Below are 22196 nucleotides of genomic sequence, written 5' to 3'. Positions count from 1 at the left end.
ATCCTGCCTTAGATTTTCACCAGCTTAACGGCGCATTTTTTGTAATCGGTCTGCTTCGACAGCGGATCGGTGGCGTCCAGCGTGATGTTGTTGGCCAGCACGCCGGCATCGAAGAACGGCATAAATACCAGCCCCTGCGGCGGCTGATTACGCCCGCGCGTTTCCACGGTGGCGAGGGTTTCGCCACGACGCGATACCACGCGCACCTTCTCACCGCGACGGAAACCGCGATCTTTGGCGTCCAGCGGATGGATATACAGCAGCGCCTGCGGCACCGCGCGGTGCAGTTCCGGCACGCGGCGCGTCATGGTGCCGGTGTGCCAGTGCTCCAGCACGCGACCGGTGCAGAACCACAGGTCATATTCGGCATCCGGCGCTTCCGCTGGCGGCTCGTACGGCAGGGCAAAAATGGTGGCTTTGCCGTCCGGCTTACCGTAAAAACGTACCCCCTCACCGGCTTTCACGTAGCTGTCGAAACCTTCACGATAGCGCCAGCGCGTCTCTTTGCCGTCCACTACCGGCCAGCGCAGACCGCGCGCCTCGTGATAAGTATCGAACGGTGCGAGATCGTGACCGTGACCGCGGCCAAAGCTGGCATACTCCTCGAACAGGCCTTTCTGAATATAGAAGCCAAACTCACGCGCTTCATCGTTAAGGCGATCGTCGGCCACTTCGCTCAGCGGGAACTGATTCACCTGGCCGTTGGCATACAGCACGTCGTAGAGGGTTTTGCCTTTCAGCTCAGGCTGCTGAGCAATCAGCGCCTCTGGCCACACGTCCTCAACGCGGAAGCGTTTGGCAAAGGTCACCAGCTGCCACAGATCCGATTTCGCCTCGCCCGGCGCTTTCACCTGCTGATGCCAGAACTGGGTACGGCGCTCGGCGTTGCCGTAGGCGCCCTCTTTCTCTACCCACATCGCCGTTGGCAGAATCAGGTCGGCAGACAGGGCGCTGACGGTCGGATACGGGTCGGATACCACGACAAAGTTGCGTGCATCGCGCCAGCCCGGCATGCGCTCCTGCGTCAGGTTCGGCCCGGCCTGCATGTTGTTGTTACACATCACCCAGTAGGCATTCAGCTTGCCGTCTTTCAGCGCGCGATCCTGCGCCACGGCGTGCAGACCGACTTTGGCTGGCACCGTGCCCTGCGGCAGCTTCCACAGTTTTTCAGCTAAAGCGCGGTGTTTGTCATTGTTCACCACCATGTCGGCTGGCAGACGGTGCGCAAACGTGCCCACTTCACGCGCGGTGCCACAGGCCGATGGCTGGCCGGTGAGCGAGAACGGTCCGGTGCCCGGACGGGAAATTTTGCCGGTCAGCAGGTGGATGTTGTAGCACAGGTTGTTCGCCCACACGCCGCGCGTATGCTGGTTAAAGCCCATGGTCCAGTAAGAGACCACCTTGACGTTCGGATCGGCGTACAGCTCCGCCAGCGCGATCAGCTGATCCTGCTCTACGCCGCTCATGGCGCTGGCTTTTTCCACCGTGTATTCCGCGACAAATTTCGCATACTCATCGAAGCTGATCGGCGTCGACTCGCCGTTGTCCGGATTTTTCGCCGCCGCCTGCAGCGGATTGGTCGGGCGCAAACCGTAGCCGATATCCGTCACGCCTTTACGCAGCGTGACGTGATTCTGCAGGAAGGTTTTATCGACTTTATTGTTCTGAATGATGTAGTTAGCGATGAAGTTGAGGATCGCCAGATCGCTCTGCGGCGTGAAGACGATGGCGTTATCGGCCAGCTCGAAGCTGCGGTGGCGATAGGTCGACAGCACCGCCACTTTGACGTTGTCATTGCTGAGACGACGCGCGGTCAGGCGTGACCAGAGAATCGGGTGCATCTCGGCCATGTTCGATCCCCACAGCACAAACGCATCGGCCTGCTCGATGTCATCGTAGCAGCCCATCGGTTCGTCCATGCCGAAGGTGCGCATAAAGCCCACCACCGCAGACGCCATGCAGTGGCGCGCGTTCGGATCGAGGTTGTTGGTGCGGAAGCCCGCTTTCATCAGCTTTGATGCAGCGTAACCTTCCCATACGGTCCACTGGCCGGAGCCAAACATGCCGACCGATTCCGGGCCGTTGGCTTTCAGCGCCGCCTTAAACTTCGCTTCCATGATGTCGAACGCCTGATCCCAGCTTACCGGGGTAAACTCGCCGTTCTTATCGAATTTGCCGTCGGTCATGCGCAGCAGCGGCTGGGTCAGACGATCTTTGCCGTACATGATCTTCGGCAGGAAGTAGCCTTTGATGCAGTTCAGACCGCGATTAACCTCCGCCTGCGGATCGCCCTGCGAGGCGACCACGCGGCCATTCTGCGTGCCGACCAGCACGCCACAGCCGGTGCCGCAAAACCGGCACGGCGCTTTTTCCCAGCGAATCGGCTCAGCCAGGCTGGTGGCCGCTTTGGTCACGGTCGGAATGGTGAGACCGGCAGCCGTTGCAGCAGCAGCCGCCGCATTGGCCTTCATAAAATCACGACGACTCAGGTTCATGATGCTTCCTTACAGGGTTCTTCAATTTCGTCTTGCTGGTGATAAACCAGCGATACCGCCAGCACATCCGGGATGTTGCGGGTGGCTTCAATGTTGCTCAGCAGCGTGGTGCTGTCGGCCGCGCCCAGCGTTAGCGCCAGCGTGCCGCGTGCGGCATCTTCCGCCGCAATGTCGCTATCGGCAAAGTTCAGTAGCGCCTGCCGCACCGCCGCGATCGCGGTCGGACGTGCCTGAATCACCAGGCCACATACGTGCCAGCTGTCGTTATTCGTCATGATGCAGTCCTGTGGCTGAGACCGGACACGGCGCGATACAGGCGCCACAGCCGGTGCAGTGTTGCGGAAGGATTTCCGGCTGGCCGATGCCGTTGGGCATCAGGCGAAAACGGATCGCCTGCTGCTCACAACTCTCCTGGCAGCTGCGACAGTTAACGCCGAGAAAAGCGATACAGCGGCTGTCGATGCGGATGCGCCGGCTAAAAGGTTCAGTGTCGCGCGGCTGAAACAGCGGCTGCGGGCAGACGTCGGCACAGGCGGCGCAAAAGGTGCATTCGCCCTGCAGAAAGTCGAGCTGCGGCGCTTCGCCAGCGGCGATGCGGATAATGCCGCTCTCGCAGGCTTGTACGCAGCGTCCACAGCCGTCACAGCCGCTCTCTCCCCGCCACCACGGCAACGCAATACCGCCGGCAGGCATGACGCGCTGCCCGGTAAAGAGTTCACGTCGCGACAGCGCCATCGGCTCACCTCAATGCGGGGATGTAGAGATGGTGCGTAAAATAACCTGAGGTTATGAAGGGCTATATCACCCGAAAGGTGTAATTCCCGATGCGGGATCAAGAGAAGGAGAATTGAAATAAAAACGGGGGCCGACTGGCCCCCGCAGGTGAGAATTACTGCGATTAATGCGCGTTGTCTTCCGCCAGTTTAGGCGCCGCATCATCCTGATCGTCATGATGATGCTCGTGCTCTTTCATCGCCTCCGCCTGCACGCGCTTACGCACGCCAAACCAGCCGAGCACCAGCAGCACGGCAATCAGCGGAATTGAAGCAATGGTGTAAGTGCCGTTCGGGTAGTCAAACGCCATCAGCACCAGCACGCTCACCAGGAACAGCAGCGTCAGCCACGAGGTAACCGGCGCCCACGGCAGCTTGAAGCTGACATCTTCCGCTTTGCCCTCTTTGATGGCTTTGCGCAGACGCATCTGGCACACCACGATGAACGCCCACGAGGAGATAATCCCCAGCGACGCCACGTTCAGGACGATCTCAAACACCTGCGACGGAACATAGTAGTTGAGCACCACGCCGATCACGTACACGCCGATGGTCACCAGGATACCAGCGTACGGCACCTGCTGCTTACTCATCTTCGACATGAACTGCGGCGCCGAGCCGCCCATCGACATTGAACGCAGAATACGTCCGGTAGAGTACAGGCCCGAGTTCAGGCTCGACAGCGCCGCGCTCAGCACCACGATGTTCATCACGCTGCCAATGTAGGGCACGCCCAGTTTGGAGAAGAAGGTGACGAACGGGCTTTGTCCGGCCTGATAGGCGTTCCACGGCAGCAGCAGTACCAGCAGCACCACGGAACCCACATAGAACAGACCGATACGCCAGATCACGCTGTTGATGGCTTTCGGCAGCATGGTTTTCGGGTCTTTACACTCGCCCGCTGCCGTGCCCACCAGCTCAATCGAGGCGAAGGCAAACACCACGCCCTGTACCAGCACCAGCGCCGGCAGCAGACCGTGCGGGAACAGCCCGCCGTTGTCGGTGATCAGGTGGAAGCCGGTGGTGTTGCCGTCCAGCGGTTTACCGCTGCCGAGGAACACCACGCCGACAATCAGGAACACCACGATGGCCAGCACTTTCACCAGCGCGAACCAGAACTCCATCTCGGCGAACCACTTCACGCCGATCATGTTCATGGTGCCGACAATCGCCAGCGCGCCCAGCGCAAATACCCACTGCGGCACATCACCAAACGCGCCCCAGTAATGCATGTAAAGCGCCACCGCGGTGATATCGACGATACCGGTCATCGCCCAGTTAACGAAATACATCCAGCCCGCAACGTAGGACGCTTTTTCCCCGAGGAATTCACGCGCGTACGAAACAAAGCTGCCGCTGGAAGGGCGATGCAACACCAGCTCGCCCAACGCACGGAGAATAAAGAAGGAGAAGATACCGCACACCAGATACACCAGTGCCAGTGCCGGACCGGCCATCTGCAGACGCGCGCCGGCACCGAGGAACAGACCGGTACCGATAGCGCCGCCAATGGCGATCATTTGTACCTGACGGTTACCCATCGCTTTGTGGTAACCCGTGTCGTGAGAGTTAAGCCAGCGCCTTCTCGCAGCACGCTGTTCGGCTGGCGTTTTTTTAGTAGATTTCATAGCTTTCCTGTTTGTCCTGTCCATCAATCACCGCGTAACCAATCGATTGCGCCGGGCAGTGCGAAATGGGGTAAAACCGGCCCCTGAGCGGCGGAACGATGCCGCGCGGCGAGCCGGGAAATTACGGCGATGAATCCTACCCGTTCTGCATGAACGAAGCAAAATATACTGGCTGACTGCACGGGTTGATTTGTAATAATCCGTCGCGACGCACAAAAAAACCGGCCAGTGGGGTGGCCGGTAATCGGTGGCTACAGGAAAAAACTACCAGAGGGGAATAATGAAGGGCATTAACGGTAAATCTCGGCGCTGCCGCTCCACATGCTGGAATCGCCCGGATTCTGCATGCCAATGACGCGATAATGACTGGCGCCCATCTCTTCCGCTTTTTGCGACAGCTGACGGGTGGCGTCATCCAGCGAACCGCGCACGCCGCTCACCGAAACGGTGCCGCTGCTTTGCAGGTCCTGGGTTTGTGCCTCGCTCAACGGCGAGGCGGCAAAGGTAGTAAACGATGCGCTGGCAAGCAGTGCAGCAGTCATTACGGCATAACGTGTCTTCATGAGGTGCTCCTGTTGTCGTGCGGGGAAAGGGTTACGCGTCAAAGTATCGTCGGGCCAGTGCAAACCAGGCTGCGCGGGCGGTAAAAGCGTTCAATATTTCGCCAGCCAAACGCGACTAATCCAGGGAAACGTAAAACGTGGTGAGTTTCTCTGGTAAAAGTAACCAGATGTTTCAATTTCGCGCTCGCACCCCCGCTGCGGCTGACTTATAATCCCCCGCTCTTGTAAGGGTTATTATTGTGATAGTGAAACGTCCCGTTACCCGCACCATTGCCCGCGCGCTCAGCGCGATTGTGCTGCTGTCGCTGTTAACCACCGGCCTGGCGCTGATGACGCTCTCCAGCAGTTTGCGCGATGCCGAAGCGGTGAATGTCGCCGGCTCGCTGCGCATGCAAATCTACCGGCTGGCGTGGGACAGCACGCGCGATCCGCAGCAGCTGGCGCACCATATGCAGCAATATCAGCAGACGCTGGAGTCACCGGCGCTGCAGCATCTGGAGCGTCCGTGGGTACCGATTGAAGTCAGCAGCCGCTACCGCTATCTGCGCGACAGCTGGCCGGTACTGCAGGAGACGCTGCAGCCGGCGCGGGCGCAGGTGTACCAGCAGCGCGTGGCGGGCTACGTCAGTGAGATTGACCGCTTCGTGCTGGCGGTGCAGCACTATGCCGAGCTGAAAATGCATCTGGTGGCCGCCAGCAGCCTGTTCGGCTTTCTGGCGATTGTCGCGCTGGCGCTGTGGAGCATTGGCTTTATTCGCCGCAACGTGGTGCGTCCGCTCGATTCGCTGGTCACCGCCAGTCAGTACGTCGAGCAGGCCAACTTCAGTTTTCCGCCGCTTTCCGTGCATCAGCCCAACGAGCTGGGCGTGCTGGCGCAGGCGTTTACCACCATGGCGGAGCGGCTGCATTCGCACTATCGCCTGCTGGAGTGCGCGGTACGCAATAAAACCGAAGATTTAACCCAGGCCAACCGCACGCTGTCGCTGCTGTATGAAAGCTCGCAGATTCTCACCGGCAGCCCGCTCAATCCCGAGCTGTTCCAGGGCCTGCTGCGGCTGGTGCAGCGGCGGGAAGCGCTGGAGGTGCTGCAAATCGCCAGCGAGGATATCGCCTTTCAGGCTGGCGTGCCCGCCGACGATCTCAGCTGGCAGCGGCTGCCGCTGCAGCAGGAGGAGCAGCGCCTCGGCGAACTGTGCTGGCAAACCCGCCGCGCGCCGCCGGCCGATGAGCTGATGCACAGTCTGGCCAACATGCTGGCGCGTGCACTGTGGATCTGGCAGACGCAGAAGCAGTATCAGCAGATGCTGCTGATTGAAGAGCGCGCCACCATTGCGCGCGAGCTGCACGATTCGCTGGCGCAGTCGCTCTCTTTTCTGCGTATCCAGCTGACGTTGCTGCGGCGTAATGTCGATAGCAGCCAGCCGCAGGCACAGGCGATCATCGCCGATTTTGATCGCGCGCTGGCCGAGGCCTATCAGCAGCTGCGCGAGCTGCTCACCACCTTCCGCCTGAGCATTGAACAGGCCGATTTAGTGCAGGCGATGCAGGCGATGATCGCCCCGCTGCAGGAGCAGTCGCAGGCGGCGATTACCTTTGACTATCAGCCTGGCCTGCAAACGCTGGATGCCCAGCAGCAGGTGCACGTGCTGCAGATTGCGCGCGAGGCGCTGCTCAATGCAATTCGTCACGCGCAGGCGCAGCAGATTCAGATTCGCTATCAGCGTGTCGCTGATGATGAGCACCTGCTGACCATCGAAGATGACGGCTGCGGTATCAACAGCGTGGAAGAGCCGCCGGGCCACTACGGGCTGACCATCATGGCCGAGCGCGCGGCGCGTCTTGCCGGCAGCTTACTGATTACCCCGCAGGCGCAGGGCACCTGCGTCACGCTGCGTTTTCCCGCCCGCCCCGCGCACCGGCTGGCTTAACGCGTTACACTTAGCAATTGGATTGAAACTCTGGAGAACCTATGGCTCACCCTTCCCTGTCTATTATGATCGTGGACGATCATCCGCTGATGCGTCGCGGTATCCGCCAGTTGCTGGCGCTGGAACCGCGTCTGGAAGTGGTGGCTGAGGCGAATAACGGTACCGAAGCACTGGCCGAAGCGCGCCGTCTGGCACCGGATGTGATTCTGCTCGACCTGAATATGAAGGGCATGTCCGGGCTGGATACGCTGAAGGCGCTGCGCCACGAGGGCGTCGCGGCACGCATTCTGGTGCTGACAGTGTCCGACGCGCGCAGCGATATTTACGCCATGGTGGATGCCGGCGCCGATGGCTATCTGCTCAAAGACAGCGAACCGGAACTGCTGCTGGCGCAGGTAATGCGCGGCGCACAGGGCGAGAACGTGTTCAGCGAGGTGGTGGCAGAATATCTGGCGACCCGCCAGCCCAGCGCCAATCCGTTCAGACAGCTGACCGAGCGCGAGCTGGATGTGTTGCAGGAAGTGGCGCGCGGCTTATCCAACAAAGAGATTGCCGCCACGCTGCACATTTCCGAAGAAACGGTAAAGGTACACATCCGCAACCTGCTGCGTAAGCTCGACGTTCGTTCCCGCGTTGCGGCAACGGTGCTGTGGCTGGAGAGTCGCAATGTGTGAGTGCGCACATAAAGCTGCTGCGACTTTTACACTTTCTCCATAATTTATCCACGATTCCCTAATTTGCCCCGCGTACAGTAAGCAGCAGCCGGAGTTTTCAGGATCGCCCTTGCACTCCGCCAGCGTGAAGCGCAGCGTGCGACACGCTTTTACTAATAACAAGTACAAAGTACGCAGCTGAGGAGTGTCGGTTTCATGTCGAACTTTTTTATCGACCGCCCCATTTTTGCCTGGGTGCTGGCTATTTTGCTGTGCCTGTGTGGCACGCTGGCCATTATCTCGCTGCCGGTGGAACAGTATCCGGATCTCGCGCCGCCTAACGTGCGCATCACCGCCAACTATCCCGGCGCATCCGCGCAGACGCTGGAAAACACCGTCACCCAGGTTATCGAGCAGAATATGACGGGGATCGATAACCTGATGTACATGTCCTCGAACAGCAGCAACACCGGCCAGGCGCAGATCACCCTCACCTTTACCGCCGGCACTAACCCGGATGAAGCGCGGCAACAGGTACAGAATCAGCTGCAGAGCGCGCTGCGCAAGCTGCCAGCGGCGGTGCAGTCGCAGGGCGTCACGGTAAACAAAACCGGCGACAGCAACATTCTGATGATCGCCTTTGTCTCCACCGACGGCAGCATGGATAAACAGGATATTGCCGATTACGTTGCCAGTAATATTCAGGATCCACTCAGCCGTATCGACGGCGTCGGCCAGGTCGATGCCTACGGCTCGCAATACGCCATGCGCATCTGGCTCGATCCCAACAAGCTGATTAACTACGCGCTAACCACCGACGATGTGGTCAGCGCCATCGAATCGCAGAACACCCAGGTGGCGGTCGGCCAGGTCGGCGGGTTGCCGTCGGTGGACAAACAGGCGCTGAACGCCACGGTTAACGCCCAGTCGATGCTACAGACGCCCGCGCAGTTTCGCGCGATTACGCTGAAAACCAACACCGACGGTTCAGTGGTGACGCTCGGCGACGTGGCCACCATCGCCATGGGCGCCGAAAAGTATGACTTTCTGAGCCGCTATAACGGCCAGCCGGCATCCGGTCTTGGCATCAAGCTGGCCTCCGGCGCTAACGAGATGAACACCGACAAGCTGGTGCGCGCCCGTGTTGCCGAACTGGCGCAATACTTCCCGCATGGACTGGAAGCCAAAGTGGCGTTTGAAACCACACCGTTCGTCAAAGCCTCCATTAAGGACGTGGTGAAAACCCTGCTGGAAGCGATCCTGCTGGTGTTTCTGGTGATGTACCTGTTCCTGCAAAACTTCCGCGCCACGCTGATCCCCACCATTGCTGTGCCGGTGGTGCTGCTCGGCACCTTTGCGGTGCTGTACGCCTGCGGCTTCAGTATTAACACCCTGACCATGTTCGCCATGGTGCTGGCCATCGGGCTGCTGGTGGATGATGCCATCGTGGTGGTGGAAAACGTCGAGCGCATCATGAGCGAAGAGGGATTATCGCCGCGGGCCGCCACGCGTAAATCGATGGGGCAGATTCAGGGCGCGCTGGTGGGCATCGCGCTGGTGCTGTCCGCGGTGTTTGTGCCGATGGCGTTCTTTGGCGGCACCGTGGGCGCTATCTATCGCCAGTTCTCCATCACCATTGTCTCGGCGATGGTGCTATCGGTGCTGGTGGCGATGATTCTGACGCCCGCGCTGTGCTCCACGCTGCTCAAACCGCTGGCGCAGGGCCAGCACCATGGCCGGCGCGGCTTTTTCGGCTGGTTTAACCGTCACTTCAATGCCAGCGCGGAACGCTACGAGCGCGGCGTAGCGCGCATTCTGCTGAAGAGCGGCCGCTGGCTGCTGCTCTACCTGGCGATTATCGGCGTGATGGCATTCCTGTTTATTCGTCTGCCTACCTCCTTCCTGCCGCTGGAAGATCGCGGCGTATTTCTTACTCAGGTACAGCTGCCGCCGGGCTCAACGCTGCAGCAAACCTCGCAGGTGGTGGCAAAGGTTGAGGATTATTACCTGACTGCCGAGAAGGACAATGTGCTGTCGGTGTTCTCCACCATTGGTGCTGGTCCGGGCGGCAACGGACAAAACGTGGCGCGCCTGTTTGTGCGCCTGAAGGACTGGGAGCAGCGGCCAGGTCGCGATCGCACCTCGTTTGCCATCATCGATCGCGCCACCGCAGCCTTTAAAAAGATCAAAGAGGCCCGCGTCATCGCCAGCAGTCCACCGGCGATCACCGGCATGGGCAGCTCCTCCGGCTTTGATATGGAGTTGCAGGATCACGGCGGCATCGGGCACACCGAGCTGATGGCGATGCGCGATCGGCTGCTGGCGCTGGCCGACAACAATCCGGCGCTGTCGCGCGTGCGCCACAACGGGCTCGACGACAGCCCGCAGCTGCAGATTGATGTCGACCAGCGGAAAGCGCAGGCGCTCGGCGTCTCGCTGGATACCATCAACGACACCCTGACCACCGCCTGGGGCTCAACCTATGTGAATGATTTTCTCGACCGCGGCCGCGTGAAGAAAGTCTACGTCCAGGCGGCACCGGAGTTCCGCATGCTGCCGGGCGACATCAACAAATGGTATGTGCGCAACAACAGCGGCGGCATGGTGCCGTTCTCCGCCTTCGCCACCAGCCACTGGGAGACTGGTTCACCGCGTCTTGAACGCTACAACGGCTATTCGTCGCTGGAGATTGTCGGCGAGGCGGCTAACGGCGTCAGCAGCGGCACGGCGATGGATGAGATGGAGAAACTGGTGGCACAGCTGCCGCTCGGCGTTGGCTTCCAGTGGACCGGTGCCTCCTATCAGGAGCGTCTCTCCGGCTCGCAGGCGCCGGCGCTGTATGCGATTTCGCTGCTGGTAGTGTTCCTGTGCCTCGCGGCGCTGTACGAGAGCTGGTCGATTCCGTTCTCGGTGATGCTGGTGGTGCCGCTGGGCGTGGTGGGCGCGCTGGTCGCCACCTGGCTGCGCGGACTGGAGAATGACGTCTACTTTCAGGTCGGCCTGCTGACGGTGATTGGTCTGTCGGCGAAGAATGCGATCCTGATCGTCGAGTTCGCCAATGAGATCAACAGCAAAGGGCGTGAACTGCTGGAGTCGACGCTGGAGGCATCGCGGCAGCGCCTGCGGCCGATTCTGATGACGTCGCTGGCCTTTATTTTCGGCGTGCTGCCGATGGCGATCAGCAGCGGTGCCGGTTCTGGCAGCCAGCATGCGGTCGGTACTGGCGTGATGGGCGGCATGATCTCCGCCACGGTACTGGCGATCTTCTTTGTGCCGCTGTTCTTCGTGCTGGTGCGCCGCCGCTTCCCGCTGCGGGCAAAGCCGCACGACTGAGGCTAACTTCGGACAAATAAAAAGCCGCCATGATGAATGGCGGCTTTATTGATGTGTGCGGTAAGAATAACAGCAAGTTGGGAAGTGCCCTGCTTTTCTCTTCACGAATTACTTACGTAACATCGCTTCGATAAATTCTTTCCAGTTCCCCAGTTCGTGTTCAACCATAATACCCTCTCTTCTTGTAGTGGCGATTTTACGCCGTTTTTTTCTACAGGTGAATACGTTTCCACCTCTCATCACTATCGGCAACTACCGCAGAAAGCTTGAATTTGCCGAAACTGCGGACTGACGCACATTTCAGCAACCTGTTAATGCGACTCACAAAAGTGCGGACTTAATCCGCCAGGCCCGTTTTTACCACCTAAGATAATTCTTAGATCGCTAATGATGCCGCAGGCGACAATTTCGCAGGTAAGTGAAAGCGTTTACTGGCCCTGATTAGCGCCGTTTATTGGCGTCGCGGCGAGATGAAAAACAGCGCTGCTGCGCGTCTGACCTCACAGCCCACGGCGCGCTATGGTAAACTCGCGCTTTATTTAACACAGGACGGGAATACGCGATGACAGCGCAGTGGGTGATGTACGGAATTAAAATACCTGTTACTTAACACTAACTAATTTCGATACTACTCAATTACTTCTAACCTACTGATACTGATGTACTAAGTTCCATTACCTTCTATCTTCATAGTAAAGAGCCTAAGTTCTTCCCCATATAATAAGTACTACTAAATCTAGTACTCCTCTAGTTCGTCTAAAGTGTTAGGATAGTTCTTAACCAAGTACGTACATTACCAAGGAATATCATGTACAAACATGCCCTTTTACTACTGCCCTTCTTGCTGGCTGGTTGTGCTCAAGTGCAATATAACGATGGTGAAAAAGTAAGCATTCAATCTGATGCATGGTATGGATTAGATAGCCTACAGAAGACCGCTAATGCAGCCTGTGCTCAATACGGCAAAAGCAAGGCGACTTACCAACATAGTGCAAACATGAACCCGCACTTACCCGCCGGGCAAGGTGTACAAAATACTATTTGGAAGTGTGAAAATTAAGTTGATCTAATCATAAGTGCTCATTCTTACAGTTATTAAACAAGGAATTCTATATGAAATTAGTACTTCCAGAAGTAGAATGTAAAAATGGCTTTTCTTTAGGTAGGGATCTATTTTCAAGGCAAAAACTCAGCAAGCAATTAGAGAGTATTATTAAGAATTCTGAGGATGATAATTTAGTACTTGCTATCAATGATGAATGGGGGAGCGGAAAAACAACCTTCCTCAAAATGTGGCAAAGCCAAGTAAATTCATACGATGATGCTAGTTTAAAATTTATTTATTTTGATGCTTTTAAAAATGATTATCAAGAGGATGCTTTTATTGCTTTATCTTCTGCCATTTACCCTTTAATAGACAATGATGAAAAGAAGAAGAATTACATTGCCGCAACTAAAAAAGCTGGTGTCGTTCTGTTAAAAACTTCCGCAAAAGTAGCTATTAAAGCAATAACGTTAGGTGTTATTAATGGAACTGAATTAGAAGGAAGTGGTGAAGAAATAGCTGGGGTTTTAAATGAACCCATTGAAAACATAATTCAAGAAAAGCTTGAGAATTCTATTAATGAAAATGCGATCATTGAACACTTTAAAAACTCAATAACAGAAGCAGCCAATGGATCAAAGATAATATTTGTCATTGATGAGTTAGACCGGGCAAGACCGGATTTCTCACTTGATCTGCTAGAAAAAATAAAACATGTCTTTGATACTAAAAACATATACTTCGTGCTTGCAGTAAATAAAGAACAATTTATTCATTGCATTCAGAAAAGATATGGAAATATTGATGCTGATACATACTTAAGTAAATTTATACACTTTTGGTTTTCACTACCTAATAGATTCAATGTCGAAAACCAAAAGATAAACACCCAAACTTATATTGAACACCTTCAGAAAAAAATCCCGTTGAAAGGTGTTTATGATTATGCCCTTACATTACTACCAAAAATACTATCTGCTAATGACTGTTCTCTTAGAGATGCAGAAAGATGCTATTCGTCCTTAATAATAATAGCTTCAAGCGGTGGCTCTCCTGAAGAGGTTTATCAGGCCGCAACTGCGATTCTTGTTTTTTTAAAAGTAAAACACCCTAATATTTTTGATAAAATCAAAATTAATACTGTTACTGCTGATGAAGTGTATGCAATCATTAAAGCAGAAAAATTAAAAGAATCCACTTCAAGCTATATTGCTTCAATTTTATTTTCAGATTTAAGCAATAGAGATGAATATGAACAGGTAAAAAAAGAAGGTGGTAGAATATTCCATCTTCATGGTGAGCGTGTACACCCATTAAAGGAAATGTTACCCTACTTTGAAAATTTAATTTTATGATATTATCGCTTTTATTATTACATCCTTACTAATGGCACACTCGTTATACATCTTCTGCCAGTATTCTAAGGTCATGAGTACTTCACCGCCTGTTCCATTTTTTGGGATAGGCGTATCAGTACTGCATTGTTGAAGTAGATTTTCCTGTATGTAGCTGCTATTGTTCTAATGCGTCGTGTGGGTACAACCTGTTATAGCTAGTAAAAGTACAGCAACTATTGTTACTTTTTCATTCAAGCCCCCTCGACGCATCCTTGTACTTCTTCAACTAATCTAATCCCACCGGATCTATACACGTCTCAGAATAGATTGGCTGATTCTCTTGAATGATCTTTGTTAAAATACTTTTATTCTTCTCTGCCAGATCATGTAATACTACCTTCTGTTCTTCAAACTGCTTCGCTATCTCAGCCTGTCCCGCTCTTATAGTTTCTTGTACTGCTTGCTGCTTCAGTAGTACCTTCTCGTTTAAGTAAACTGTATAGATTGTGTTAGATTTCTACCCAATAAGTACACTCAGTAAGATAGTCATTAGGCAAGCGATGATCTTATTGCGTGTGCTCATCCTTCTTACCCTTCAATTGATGTAATAAGTACTCTGACTGTTGATCAGCTCTATCACTAATTCCCCAATATAGTTTTTCCGGTTTTTCGATTAGTTCATCATCCTTAGTAGTCTTGGTTAGTTTTGACCTGCCCTCAGTATTAGATACAACGCTCAGTTAGTAATGTCGGTTTGTTTACCTTCTAATTTTCCATTTCTCCAGCTTGCTGCAAATTCAGCCGGCGTCTGGTATTTCAGCGATGAATGAGGTCTGGACTCGTTATAGTCCTGCCGCCAGTCATTAATGATTTTCCGGGCATGAAGAATATCGCTGAACCAGTGTTCATTCAGGCATTCATCCCGAAAGCGACCGTTGAAACTCTCAACAAATGCGTTTTGCGTTGGCTTACCTGGCTGAATAAGTCGCAACTCCACACTATGCTCAAAGGCCCATTGATCGAGTGCGCGGCAGGTAAACTCCGGGCCCTGATGAGTTCTTATTGTCGCCGGATAGCCTCGAAAGAGCGCGATGCTGTCCAGAATACGCGTGACCTGAACCCCTGAAGTACCGAAAGCAGCGGTGATCGTCAGACACTCCTTCGTGAAATCATCCACACAAGTCAGGCACTTAATCCGACTGCCGCTGGCAAGTGCATCTATGACAAAATCCATCGACTATGTCAGGTTCGGCGCATCCGGGCGAAGAAGCTGAAGCCGCTCAGTCGCCAGCCCCATACGACGTCGTCTGCGCTTCACACTCAGGCCGTTAAGGTGATAAATGCGGTATACCCGCTTGTGGTTGACGTGAAGACCCTCCCGACGCAATAACTGCCAGATGCGCCGGTACCCAAAACGCCTTCGTTCGAGCGCCAGTTCTGTGATACGGCTTGATAAATGTGCATCAGCCGCCGGACGCTGAGCCTCATAGCGGCAGGTCGACAGGGACAAACCTGTTAGCCTGCAGGCACGGCGTTGCGACAGACCGTTCGCATCACACATAAACTCAACGGCTTCCCGCTTCTGGTCTGTCGTCAGAGCTTTCGGCCCTGAGCCACCTGATGCGCCTCCTTATCCAGCATGGCTTCAGCGAGCAGCTTCCTGAGACGAGCGTTCTCCTTTTCAAGTGACCTGAACCGCTTCACTTCGAGGACTTCCATGCCACCGAACTTCTTACGCCAGGTGTAAAGGGTGGCGTCTGAAATGGCATGCTCGCGGCAGAGTTCCCGGGCTGAAACAACGACTTCAGCCTCGCGGAGAATACTGATGAACTGTTCGTCGGAAAAACGCTGCTTCATGGGGGAGTCCTCATGTGACTTATGAAGACATTACTAACATCGTGGTGCGTTAATTAACGGGGAGCAGGCCAGGTAGGTGGTGAGAGGCGTTACTGGTTTGGACGTGTGACGAACAATGCGTACTGATTTTACTTGATCAGCCCGTGAACATATTCGCCATTAATGAGTACTTTTGCAGTCACCGTCAAATGATGGATGCACACAATGAGGCACTAGATTTTGTCGATATGGATAAGCAAGGTGAATTGCCGATTTGAAGGACTCGCCATGAACCACGGAGTTTACAGAACAACCGAATAGTTACGGATCATGGCGAGAAGGTATATAGTACGATAAAATTAATTAAGTTGCATAAAAAATATCACTCATACTTATCGATGTTAATTGAAAAGTCTCGTCTATCAAATCGTGCAATATGTAGTTTATCTAACATTCCTTTACGCTCTAGAATTCTTATTAACTTTTCTTTGTTCTCTTCTTTCATCTTCTGGCCGATGATAACTCTTGATATACAAGACTGGTCATAATAACCTTCATTTCGTGTAATCATAATCCTTGCTTCTTGTTCATATTCCCAATCGATATGCTTAGCAAAGATCAATCTATCTATAAAAAGTGGTTCTTTCTTATCAATAACTTCAGCAATGTAATCATTGAACCCTAAATTAGTATAATTTATTAAAGTATATCCATTAAAAAATCCATCATTCAGTTTTGACATAGAATCCAACAATGGATCAAAGTTAAACTCAACAGCAAATCCCCTTAAACCCCTTGCATAGTGAGACCACATTAATCGACTCTTAACTATCTCTTTATTTTTAGCATCGTGACTAAAACACTGAAACTTGTTATTTTTATAACTACCAACCAGTTTCATTGCCATATTATTAATAGGTTCACTTAAATTCGTGGAGTTTCTTTCAACAATAATTTCAACTATTTCCCTTTCAAGCTTTGCTGGATGAAAACTTCTTTCCCCGTCATTAAGCTCAATAAAATCATTACTCATTAAAAAAGAAACCATTTGTGACTGACTTAGAAGTTTGAAATCAAAATCCCCATCTTGAATTACCACTTCAAAAGGGTCATTAAAGTCAATTAAATCACAAAACCAAATGTAATCTTTTTCCAAACTTAAAAAATCATAATCATTATCTTTATAGAAATGAGTCAATGTATTGATATCCCCAATTTGACGCTTTAGAAACTCATCCATTCTATGCTTTTCAAGACCTTTGTTCATATCAACCTTCAACTAGTTTTGTTTTTAACTTACAACGTCAAATATAATCACGCGATCTCTTTCTTAATGCTCTCATAACTCTTTTATGATAATTCACCGTAGTGAATCAACTACTAATTCTGATAACTTAACCTCTTTTCCTTTAATCTAGTACTTAATCCCTTCCTCAGCATGCCTTAACTCAAATCTTCCTACCTTGAATGTATTAATCTTCATCTTTCACCCCGCAAGCCCTGAGTACCTTTACCGCATTGAGTACTTCCTCTGAATGCTGCATGAGCAGATTCAATTCGAACAAGGCATTTTGTGTTGCTTCAAGGTATGTCCAGACATTGTGGATCTGAACTGTGCTTCCATCCTTGTACTCAAGATTGAATGAATCAGGTTCTGTAGTACTAGTTCGTAGTTCATCTGTGACGTACAGGAAGTAGTACCTATCTTGAGTTTTCTTATATTCGATTCTTAACATGGTAAATTCTCATGTGTATCATGAGTTATTTATCATAGATCTATGAAATTCAATGATTTTGTGCTATCTAGGTACTTTTAGGTTAAGGGATAAGACCATGTACAGCAAGGTTTGGAAAATCTTAAAAGAAGTCGCTATCGGGATACTTTTAGTACTGTCTCTTTGGCTCGTAATAAATGGTGCATTGGAAAAATCCAAAGGTCACTTCGAATTTGGTAGCTTGATGGATTTCTTCAATACTGCGGGTACTCTTGGTACATTATTTGTTGCATATCTAGTTTATAGAAATGCCCCTAAGTGGATAAACCAAAAGTTAGACGATCATGCATTGAACATCGCCAAAGAGCTTATTACCCATGACTTACCTACTTTATTTCTTAAGCTCAGAGAAACAAGCATATATATACAAACATTCCATGACTGCTATAAAAATAACATCACAGACTCTTACAAAGTGATACGAGAATTTATTAAGCTGGATGAAAACATTAAATTATGTGATGATCTTAATCTTAACTGTAGGTTAAAGATATCATCTTTAGAAAAGTTAGGGTGGAGTTTTAATGATTCAGTAGTCCAAGAGTCCATCACTTTGAGATCAGCAGCATCAAATTATATTTCCTATCTTAAAGCGTTCAAATTACAGTCTGATGTGGTTGCTGAAGTTACAACTATAAAACACAGAATAAATAACGATGTTAACGTCCCCTTCGAAATTGAAAAACTTTATAATATCGCTCAGAATAATGCTAAACTCTCATCGAAGTTTATGATTTCATATAAAAACTTTAATGAACCTATCAGGTTGATAACTCATTACTTCAACGTGAGCAATATTAAATAATCATTTTTACAATTTAAAAATTCGGCTATAAATTTGCTCGTAAGATAATGTGACATGTTTTGAGGCACTTAGCGTTAAGGCATTAAAACATGGGTTAGAAGATATGGAAAGCATTAAAGGAAGTAGTTATTGGGATACTGTTAGTACTTTTCTCTTGGCTAGTCTTAGTAGATATTTTCACAAAAGATGTCATAAGAAGTGTTTTTGATTGGATAAGTGCATCATCCAATATACTAATGGCATTTGCAGCTATGGTTGCAATGTATAAAGCGTTTAGATGGTTCTATTCACACAAACAGAATTAAGAAATAAACTTGGGTAAATCTTTTCTAATAGAATATGATTCAATACCGTCAAGCATTCACAAAATAAAATTTGATTTAATAAGTGTTGCAAGTTACAAAGAAAATAAAGATCAATATAATTCTTTAAAAAGATACCCCGTTCTTTACCCCGCTTCGTAAGTACGTTTTATGTGAAACAGATACTTTTGAAGATACCCATGATCTATACTATTGGTACTACCCTAAGAGAGCACAAATCACTGCTCGCCACGTCCTGTTTCACAATAAAGGCCATAACTGCATATGCAGTGCTATACACTTCTTCCCAATATCATTCTTAGTGACGTTTAAGAGTGAAGCCACATTTCCTGCTCAAGCGACTAAGCTAGAGCTAAAAGATAGAAATATACATTTTAATGTTTCAATGGGGAATTCAGATTATATTTCATTCCCATTTTTACCATTGAAAGATAACACGATGCTACTCTTCAATTCTGGCTATACCTGTGTTAATTATCCTGCGTTGAGTAAGTAGTACTCAAGCGTCCTCGAGTACTTCTACATTACCTACTCTAATAGCACTTCAAATACCAGAATCTGTTTTCGATCATCATGAGTGGCTTCAATCTCTTGAAGATTAAGTATTTCGTGCCCATCAATGAAGTACTGAACTTTTCCGGCATCATTCAGTTTTTTATCTTATGATTTAACTTAATAAAACTCCTTCCACACATCACCATTACGACTTATATATTCCTCTTCAGCACCAGTATTCGGGTCAACAAACTTTAGAATTTTATCGTCATCAATTTTGGATGCTAAAGCTTCAATCTCTTGCTTGTCGATGCCTTTATGTTTTAAAGCGATATTATTCTCTATTGATTTTTTATGTAGTGAATCGAACACTGTGTTATCAACTTTGACTAAACTCATAATATTTTCCTCAGTTAGAATTTTCACTTTTGCATACTTCAATTAGCGAGCACCAACGCTCGCCAAACTCATATAGTTTGATGCCGAACACTTATTTGATGCGTCGATCCGTCCACCCTTTACGCATGATCAGATCTTGATGTTGAATCATGTCATCATCGATACTGATGTACATGTAAGCCTTCTCTTGCTGTAATAGACTCAGAAAGTACACGATGTTGTTGAAGTTGATATTTAGATCAAAGACTTGGTTGAACTTAGTACCTTCATATAATCCATAAGTACCAAATACCTTATCTTCGTCGAAGTAATCAGATACTACTACTGAACCTTGTTTATTAAAGTAGAATTGGTATGTACCTACATTACTATCCTTATCCATTACATACAGTGTGGATTAAGTATTTTTATCAATATCCTGTACTACTAATAAGGCACTCATATAACCAATCATATTTTCCGGAATGTAATTTTCTACTTTTGAACATACGGATGCCATAACTTTAGAGTTAATTGCTGTGGTCATTTTAATTACCTTATTGTGTTTAATCTGATTTTTATTTCGCAATGTCTTTGCGATGAATTCATATTATCCGGTCAAACTGGATTGAGCAAATAGGCGAAGCTTGACAAAAATATTTCCGCTCAGTACCATCTTTGTAAATTGATTTGTCTATGCCATATTGTTTCGGTATAAAATGAGATTAGACCCCAAGGGGCGGGTAAATTTAGCCTCAACACTATATAAAAAACATTCAACAGCTCTTTCCCGATTCGAACAAACCCAAGAACTTTTCATTTAAAACAGAATTTTCCACCAAAATTTTTAATTCAGACTGTATTCATACACCTAATCCACCTTAGCTTATGTACACCTTTGGTGAACCTGCCTTTCACGACATAAAACTATTAATGTTCGGGGTTCATTGGATCGGATTTATTGAGTACTAAGGGCTTCAACAGCCCGATCCCCGAGAGTGAAGCGAGAGCAGGTACTTCATTACCTTGAATGGGTTCTGCCTGCTAAAGCGGTCAAGGCTTTTACAGATTAGTGCAATACAATCTATAAGCTCTGCAGCGACTTTAGAGAGCGGCATTGCCAAACTGGACGTAACATGTAGGCAACGGCCATCAGATGCAGATTTCCCGCTATCATCGATCAACCCGGTATTGTTACAATCCTTCCCCATGAAATGTCCCATGTTCTGACACCAGGTCAGTGATCGTGCCTCCTGCGGGATAGGCCATCACGGCTTTGAACCTCAGAACTGATACGGCAGCCCAGGTAGCATTTACGCATTCAAGAGTATCGATAAACTATGTATAAGCTCTATGGCATCAAGAATTGCGACACCATAAAAAAAGCACGCAACTATTTGAGCACTTCCGGCATCGACTTTCATTTTCATGATTATCGCGCTGACGGGCTGGATGCGGCACTGCTGCAATCCTTTATCGACCAGCTGGGGTATGACGTGCTGCTGAACACGCGCGGCACCACCTGGCGTCAGTTGCCGGAAGCGGAACGCGATGCCATCCGCGATGCGGCCAGCGCCAAAGCGCTGATGCTGGCGCACCCGGCGCTGATCAAACGTCCGGTGCTGGCGGCGCCAGACGGTACATTGCTGGTGGGTTTCAAAGAACCCGTTTATCACGCCTTTATCCAGGAGAAGTCATAACATGTTCTGTCCGGTCATTGAGCTGGCTCAGCAGCTTATTCGTCGCCCCTCGCTTAGTCCGGATGACGCCGGTTGCCAGGCCATGTTAATTGCGCGCCTGGAGGCGATTGGTTTCCATGTCGAGCCGATGCACATTGGCGATACGCTTAACTTCTGGGCCACGCGCGGCCAGGGCGAAACGCTGGCCTTTGCCGGGCACACTGATGTGGTGCCACCGGGCGATGCCAACCGCTGGATCAGCCCGCCGTTTGAACCTTCGATTCGCGACGGCATGCTGTTTGGCCGTGGCGCCGCTGACATGAAAGGCTCGCTGGCGGCGATGGTGGTGGCGGCCGAGCGCTTCGTTGCTGCTCATCCCAATCATGCTGGCCGGCTGGCGTTTCTCATCACTTCCGATGAAGAAGCCAGCGCCGTCAACGGTACGGTAAAAGTGGTTGAGCGCCTGATGGCGCGCAACGAACGTATGGATTACTGCCTCGTCGGCGAACCGTCGAGCACCGAAGTGGTCGGCGACGTGGTGAAGAATGGCCGTCGCGGCTCGATGACCGCCAATCTGACCATTCACGGCGTGCAGGGCCACGTGGCGTATCCGCATCTGGCTGATAACCCGGTGCATCGCGCGATGCCAGCGCTCAACGAGCTGGTGGCGACCGAGTGGGATCAGGGCAATGAATTCTTCCCGCCGACCAGCATGCAGATCGCCAACGTGCAGGCCGGCACCGGCAGTAACAATGTGATCCCTGGCGAGTTTTTCGTGCAGTTTAACTTCCGCTTCAGCACCGAACTGACCGATCAGATGATCAAAGATCGCGTGGCGGCGCTGCTCGATCGCCACCAGCTGCGCTATACGCTGGAGTGGAATGTGTCCGGTCAGCCATTCCTGACTTCACGCGGTAAGCTGGTGGATGCGGTCGTCAACGCCGTGGCGCACTATAATGAGATCAAGCCGCAGCTGTTAACCACCGGCGGCACCTCTGACGGGCGCTTTATTGCCCGCATGGGCGCACAGGTGGTGGAGCTCGGCCCGGTGAATGCCACTATTCATAAGATCAATGAGTGCGTGAAAGCCTCGGATTTGCAGCTGCTGAGCCGGATGTATCAGCGCATTATGGAACAGCTGATCGCCTAA

Annotated in this window: 17 protein-coding genes and 1 pseudogene; 8 read left to right on the top strand and 10 right to left on the bottom strand. The window is 50.9% G+C overall.

All coding sequences use genetic code 11. The annotated features are described in order from the left end of the window. Positions 1 to 8: 8 nt before the first annotated feature. The 5 genes from napA to AC6I7J_RS05525 all read right to left on the bottom strand — a co-directional run bounded on the left by napA (position 9) and on the right by AC6I7J_RS05525 (position 5459). Entirely contained in the window at positions 9 to 2495 is a 2487-nt protein-coding gene (gene napA / locus AC6I7J_RS05545) for a nitrate reductase catalytic subunit NapA (RefSeq protein WP_104094115.1), read from the bottom strand. After that, positions 2492 to 2770 carry a chaperone NapD gene (locus AC6I7J_RS05540; protein WP_132464798.1) on the bottom strand — a complete coding sequence of 93 codons (279 nt, stop codon included), beginning with the start codon at positions 2768 to 2770 and terminating at the stop codon, positions 2492 to 2494. The genes napA and AC6I7J_RS05540 overlap by 4 nt, the downstream gene beginning before the upstream one ends. Further along, positions 2760 to 3230: a ferredoxin-type protein NapF gene (napF, locus tag AC6I7J_RS05535; protein ID WP_104094114.1), complete on the bottom strand. Its 471-nt coding sequence runs from the start codon at positions 3228 to 3230 to the stop codon at positions 2760 to 2762. The genes AC6I7J_RS05540 and napF overlap by 11 nt, the downstream gene beginning before the upstream one ends. Before the next feature lie 163 nt (positions 3231 to 3393). Further along, positions 3394 to 4896, bottom strand: a complete 1503-nt coding sequence (gene ansP / locus AC6I7J_RS05530) for an L-asparagine permease (RefSeq protein WP_104094113.1) — start codon at positions 4894 to 4896, stop codon at positions 3394 to 3396. 290 nt (positions 4897 to 5186) lie between these two features. Next, positions 5187 to 5459 (bottom strand): YdgH/BhsA/McbA family protein, encoded by a 273-nt coding sequence (locus tag AC6I7J_RS05525; RefSeq protein WP_058770823.1) that lies wholly within the window; start codon positions 5457 to 5459, stop codon positions 5187 to 5189. Between the two features lie 239 nt (positions 5460 to 5698). Between AC6I7J_RS05525 and narQ the strand changes: the two genes are divergently transcribed. The 3 genes from narQ (at position 5699) to acrD (ending at position 11373) form a co-directional block, all read left to right on the top strand. Continuing rightward, complete coding sequence (gene narQ, locus AC6I7J_RS05520; protein WP_058758332.1) at positions 5699 to 7387, top strand: nitrate/nitrite two-component system sensor histidine kinase NarQ; 1689 nt, start codon at positions 5699 to 5701, stop codon at positions 7385 to 7387. A 41-nt stretch (positions 7388 to 7428) separates the two neighbouring features. Continuing rightward, positions 7429 to 8061, top strand: coding sequence for a response regulator (locus AC6I7J_RS05515; protein ID WP_058758331.1), 633 nt, complete (start codon positions 7429 to 7431; stop codon positions 8059 to 8061). A gap of 195 nt (positions 8062 to 8256) precedes the next feature. Continuing rightward, entirely contained in the window at positions 8257 to 11373 is a 3117-nt protein-coding gene (gene acrD, locus AC6I7J_RS05510) for a multidrug efflux RND transporter permease AcrD (RefSeq protein WP_021508044.1), read from the top strand. Between the two features lie 108 nt (positions 11374 to 11481). On the opposite strand, the gene ypfM is transcribed toward acrD, so the two are convergent. Then, entirely contained in the window at positions 11482 to 11541 is a 60-nt protein-coding gene (gene ypfM, locus AC6I7J_RS05505; protein WP_104085366.1) for a protein YpfM, read from the bottom strand. A 640-nt stretch (positions 11542 to 12181) separates the two neighbouring features. On the opposite strand from ypfM, the gene AC6I7J_RS05500 reads away from it, so the two are divergent. Together AC6I7J_RS05500 and AC6I7J_RS05495 are read left to right on the top strand one after the other, a co-directional pair. Continuing rightward, entirely contained in the window at positions 12182 to 12433 is a 252-nt protein-coding gene (locus tag AC6I7J_RS05500; RefSeq protein WP_498006951.1) for a hypothetical protein, read from the top strand. 53 nt (positions 12434 to 12486) lie between these two features. Beyond that, a complete protein-coding gene (locus AC6I7J_RS05495; RefSeq protein WP_498006950.1) occupies positions 12487 to 13773 on the top strand; it encodes a KAP family P-loop NTPase fold protein in 1287 nt (428 codons plus the stop codon). A 718-nt stretch (positions 13774 to 14491) separates the two neighbouring features. On the opposite strand, the pseudogene AC6I7J_RS05490 reads toward AC6I7J_RS05495, so the two are convergent. Beyond that, positions 14492 to 15612: pseudogene (locus AC6I7J_RS05490) on the bottom strand (IS3 family transposase). A 361-nt stretch (positions 15613 to 15973) separates the two neighbouring features. Next, positions 15974 to 16858, bottom strand: a complete 885-nt coding sequence (locus tag AC6I7J_RS05485; protein ID WP_498006949.1) for a DUF2971 domain-containing protein — start codon at positions 16856 to 16858, stop codon at positions 15974 to 15976. Between the two features lie 566 nt (positions 16859 to 17424). On the opposite strand from AC6I7J_RS05485, the gene AC6I7J_RS05480 reads away from it, so the two are divergent. Further along, positions 17425 to 18171 (top strand): hypothetical protein, encoded by a 747-nt coding sequence (locus tag AC6I7J_RS05480; protein WP_498006948.1) that lies wholly within the window; start codon positions 17425 to 17427, stop codon positions 18169 to 18171. Between the two features lie 995 nt (positions 18172 to 19166). On the opposite strand, the gene AC6I7J_RS05475 is transcribed toward AC6I7J_RS05480, so the two are convergent. Both AC6I7J_RS05475 and AC6I7J_RS05470 read right to left on the bottom strand, forming a co-directional pair. After that, on the bottom strand, positions 19167 to 19388 hold the full coding sequence (locus AC6I7J_RS05475) for a hypothetical protein (protein ID WP_498006947.1): 222 nt from the start codon (positions 19386 to 19388) through the stop codon (positions 19167 to 19169). 397 nt (positions 19389 to 19785) lie between these two features. Next, positions 19786 to 19914, bottom strand: coding sequence for a hypothetical protein (locus tag AC6I7J_RS05470; RefSeq protein ID WP_498006946.1), 129 nt, complete (start codon positions 19912 to 19914; stop codon positions 19786 to 19788). A 793-nt stretch (positions 19915 to 20707) separates the two neighbouring features. Between AC6I7J_RS05470 and AC6I7J_RS05465 the strand changes: the two genes are divergently transcribed. Together AC6I7J_RS05465 and dapE are read left to right on the top strand one after the other, a co-directional pair. Beyond that, positions 20708 to 21067 carry an ArsC family reductase gene (locus AC6I7J_RS05465; RefSeq protein ID WP_262257428.1) on the top strand — a complete coding sequence of 120 codons (360 nt, stop codon included), beginning with the start codon at positions 20708 to 20710 and terminating at the stop codon, positions 21065 to 21067. A gap of 1 nt (position 21068) precedes the next feature. Beyond that, positions 21069 to 22196 carry a succinyl-diaminopimelate desuccinylase gene (gene dapE, locus AC6I7J_RS05460; protein WP_010617581.1) on the top strand — a complete coding sequence of 376 codons (1128 nt, stop codon included), beginning with the start codon at positions 21069 to 21071 and terminating at the stop codon, positions 22194 to 22196.

This window comes from Type-C symbiont of Plautia stali (genome assembly GCF_059730935.1).
Note: the sequence above shows the minus strand (reverse complement) of the source record. Positions and strands in the feature narration are given on the sequence as shown.

Coding starts and splice junctions, on each gene's coding strand:
- acrD (WP_021508044.1), top strand. CDS start 8,257: ATGTCGAACTTTTTTATCGACCGCCCCATTTTTGCCTGGGTGCTGGCT.
- AC6I7J_RS05475 (WP_498006947.1), bottom strand. CDS start 19,388: ATGAGTTTAGTCAAAGTTGATAACACAGTGTTCGATTCACTACATAAA.
- ansP (WP_104094113.1), bottom strand. CDS start 4,896: ATGAAATCTACTAAAAAAACGCCAGCCGAACAGCGTGCTGCGAGAAGG.
- AC6I7J_RS05465 (WP_262257428.1), top strand. CDS start 20,708: ATGTATAAGCTCTATGGCATCAAGAATTGCGACACCATAAAAAAAGCA.
- AC6I7J_RS05540 (WP_132464798.1), bottom strand. CDS start 2,770: ATGACGAATAACGACAGCTGGCACGTATGTGGCCTGGTGATTCAGGCA.
- AC6I7J_RS05495 (WP_498006950.1), top strand. CDS start 12,487: ATGAAATTAGTACTTCCAGAAGTAGAATGTAAAAATGGCTTTTCTTTA.
- AC6I7J_RS05500 (WP_498006951.1), top strand. CDS start 12,182: ATGTACAAACATGCCCTTTTACTACTGCCCTTCTTGCTGGCTGGTTGT.
- AC6I7J_RS05480 (WP_498006948.1), top strand. CDS start 17,425: ATGTACAGCAAGGTTTGGAAAATCTTAAAAGAAGTCGCTATCGGGATA.
- dapE (WP_010617581.1), top strand. CDS start 21,069: ATGTTCTGTCCGGTCATTGAGCTGGCTCAGCAGCTTATTCGTCGCCCC.
- napA (WP_104094115.1), bottom strand. CDS start 2,495: ATGAACCTGAGTCGTCGTGATTTTATGAAGGCCAATGCGGCGGCTGCT.
- napF (WP_104094114.1), bottom strand. CDS start 3,230: ATGGCGCTGTCGCGACGTGAACTCTTTACCGGGCAGCGCGTCATGCCT.
- AC6I7J_RS05470 (WP_498006946.1), bottom strand. CDS start 19,914: ATGACCACAGCAATTAACTCTAAAGTTATGGCATCCGTATGTTCAAAA.
- AC6I7J_RS05515 (WP_058758331.1), top strand. CDS start 7,429: ATGGCTCACCCTTCCCTGTCTATTATGATCGTGGACGATCATCCGCTG.
- AC6I7J_RS05485 (WP_498006949.1), bottom strand. CDS start 16,858: ATGAACAAAGGTCTTGAAAAGCATAGAATGGATGAGTTTCTAAAGCGT.
- AC6I7J_RS05525 (WP_058770823.1), bottom strand. CDS start 5,459: ATGAAGACACGTTATGCCGTAATGACTGCTGCACTGCTTGCCAGCGCA.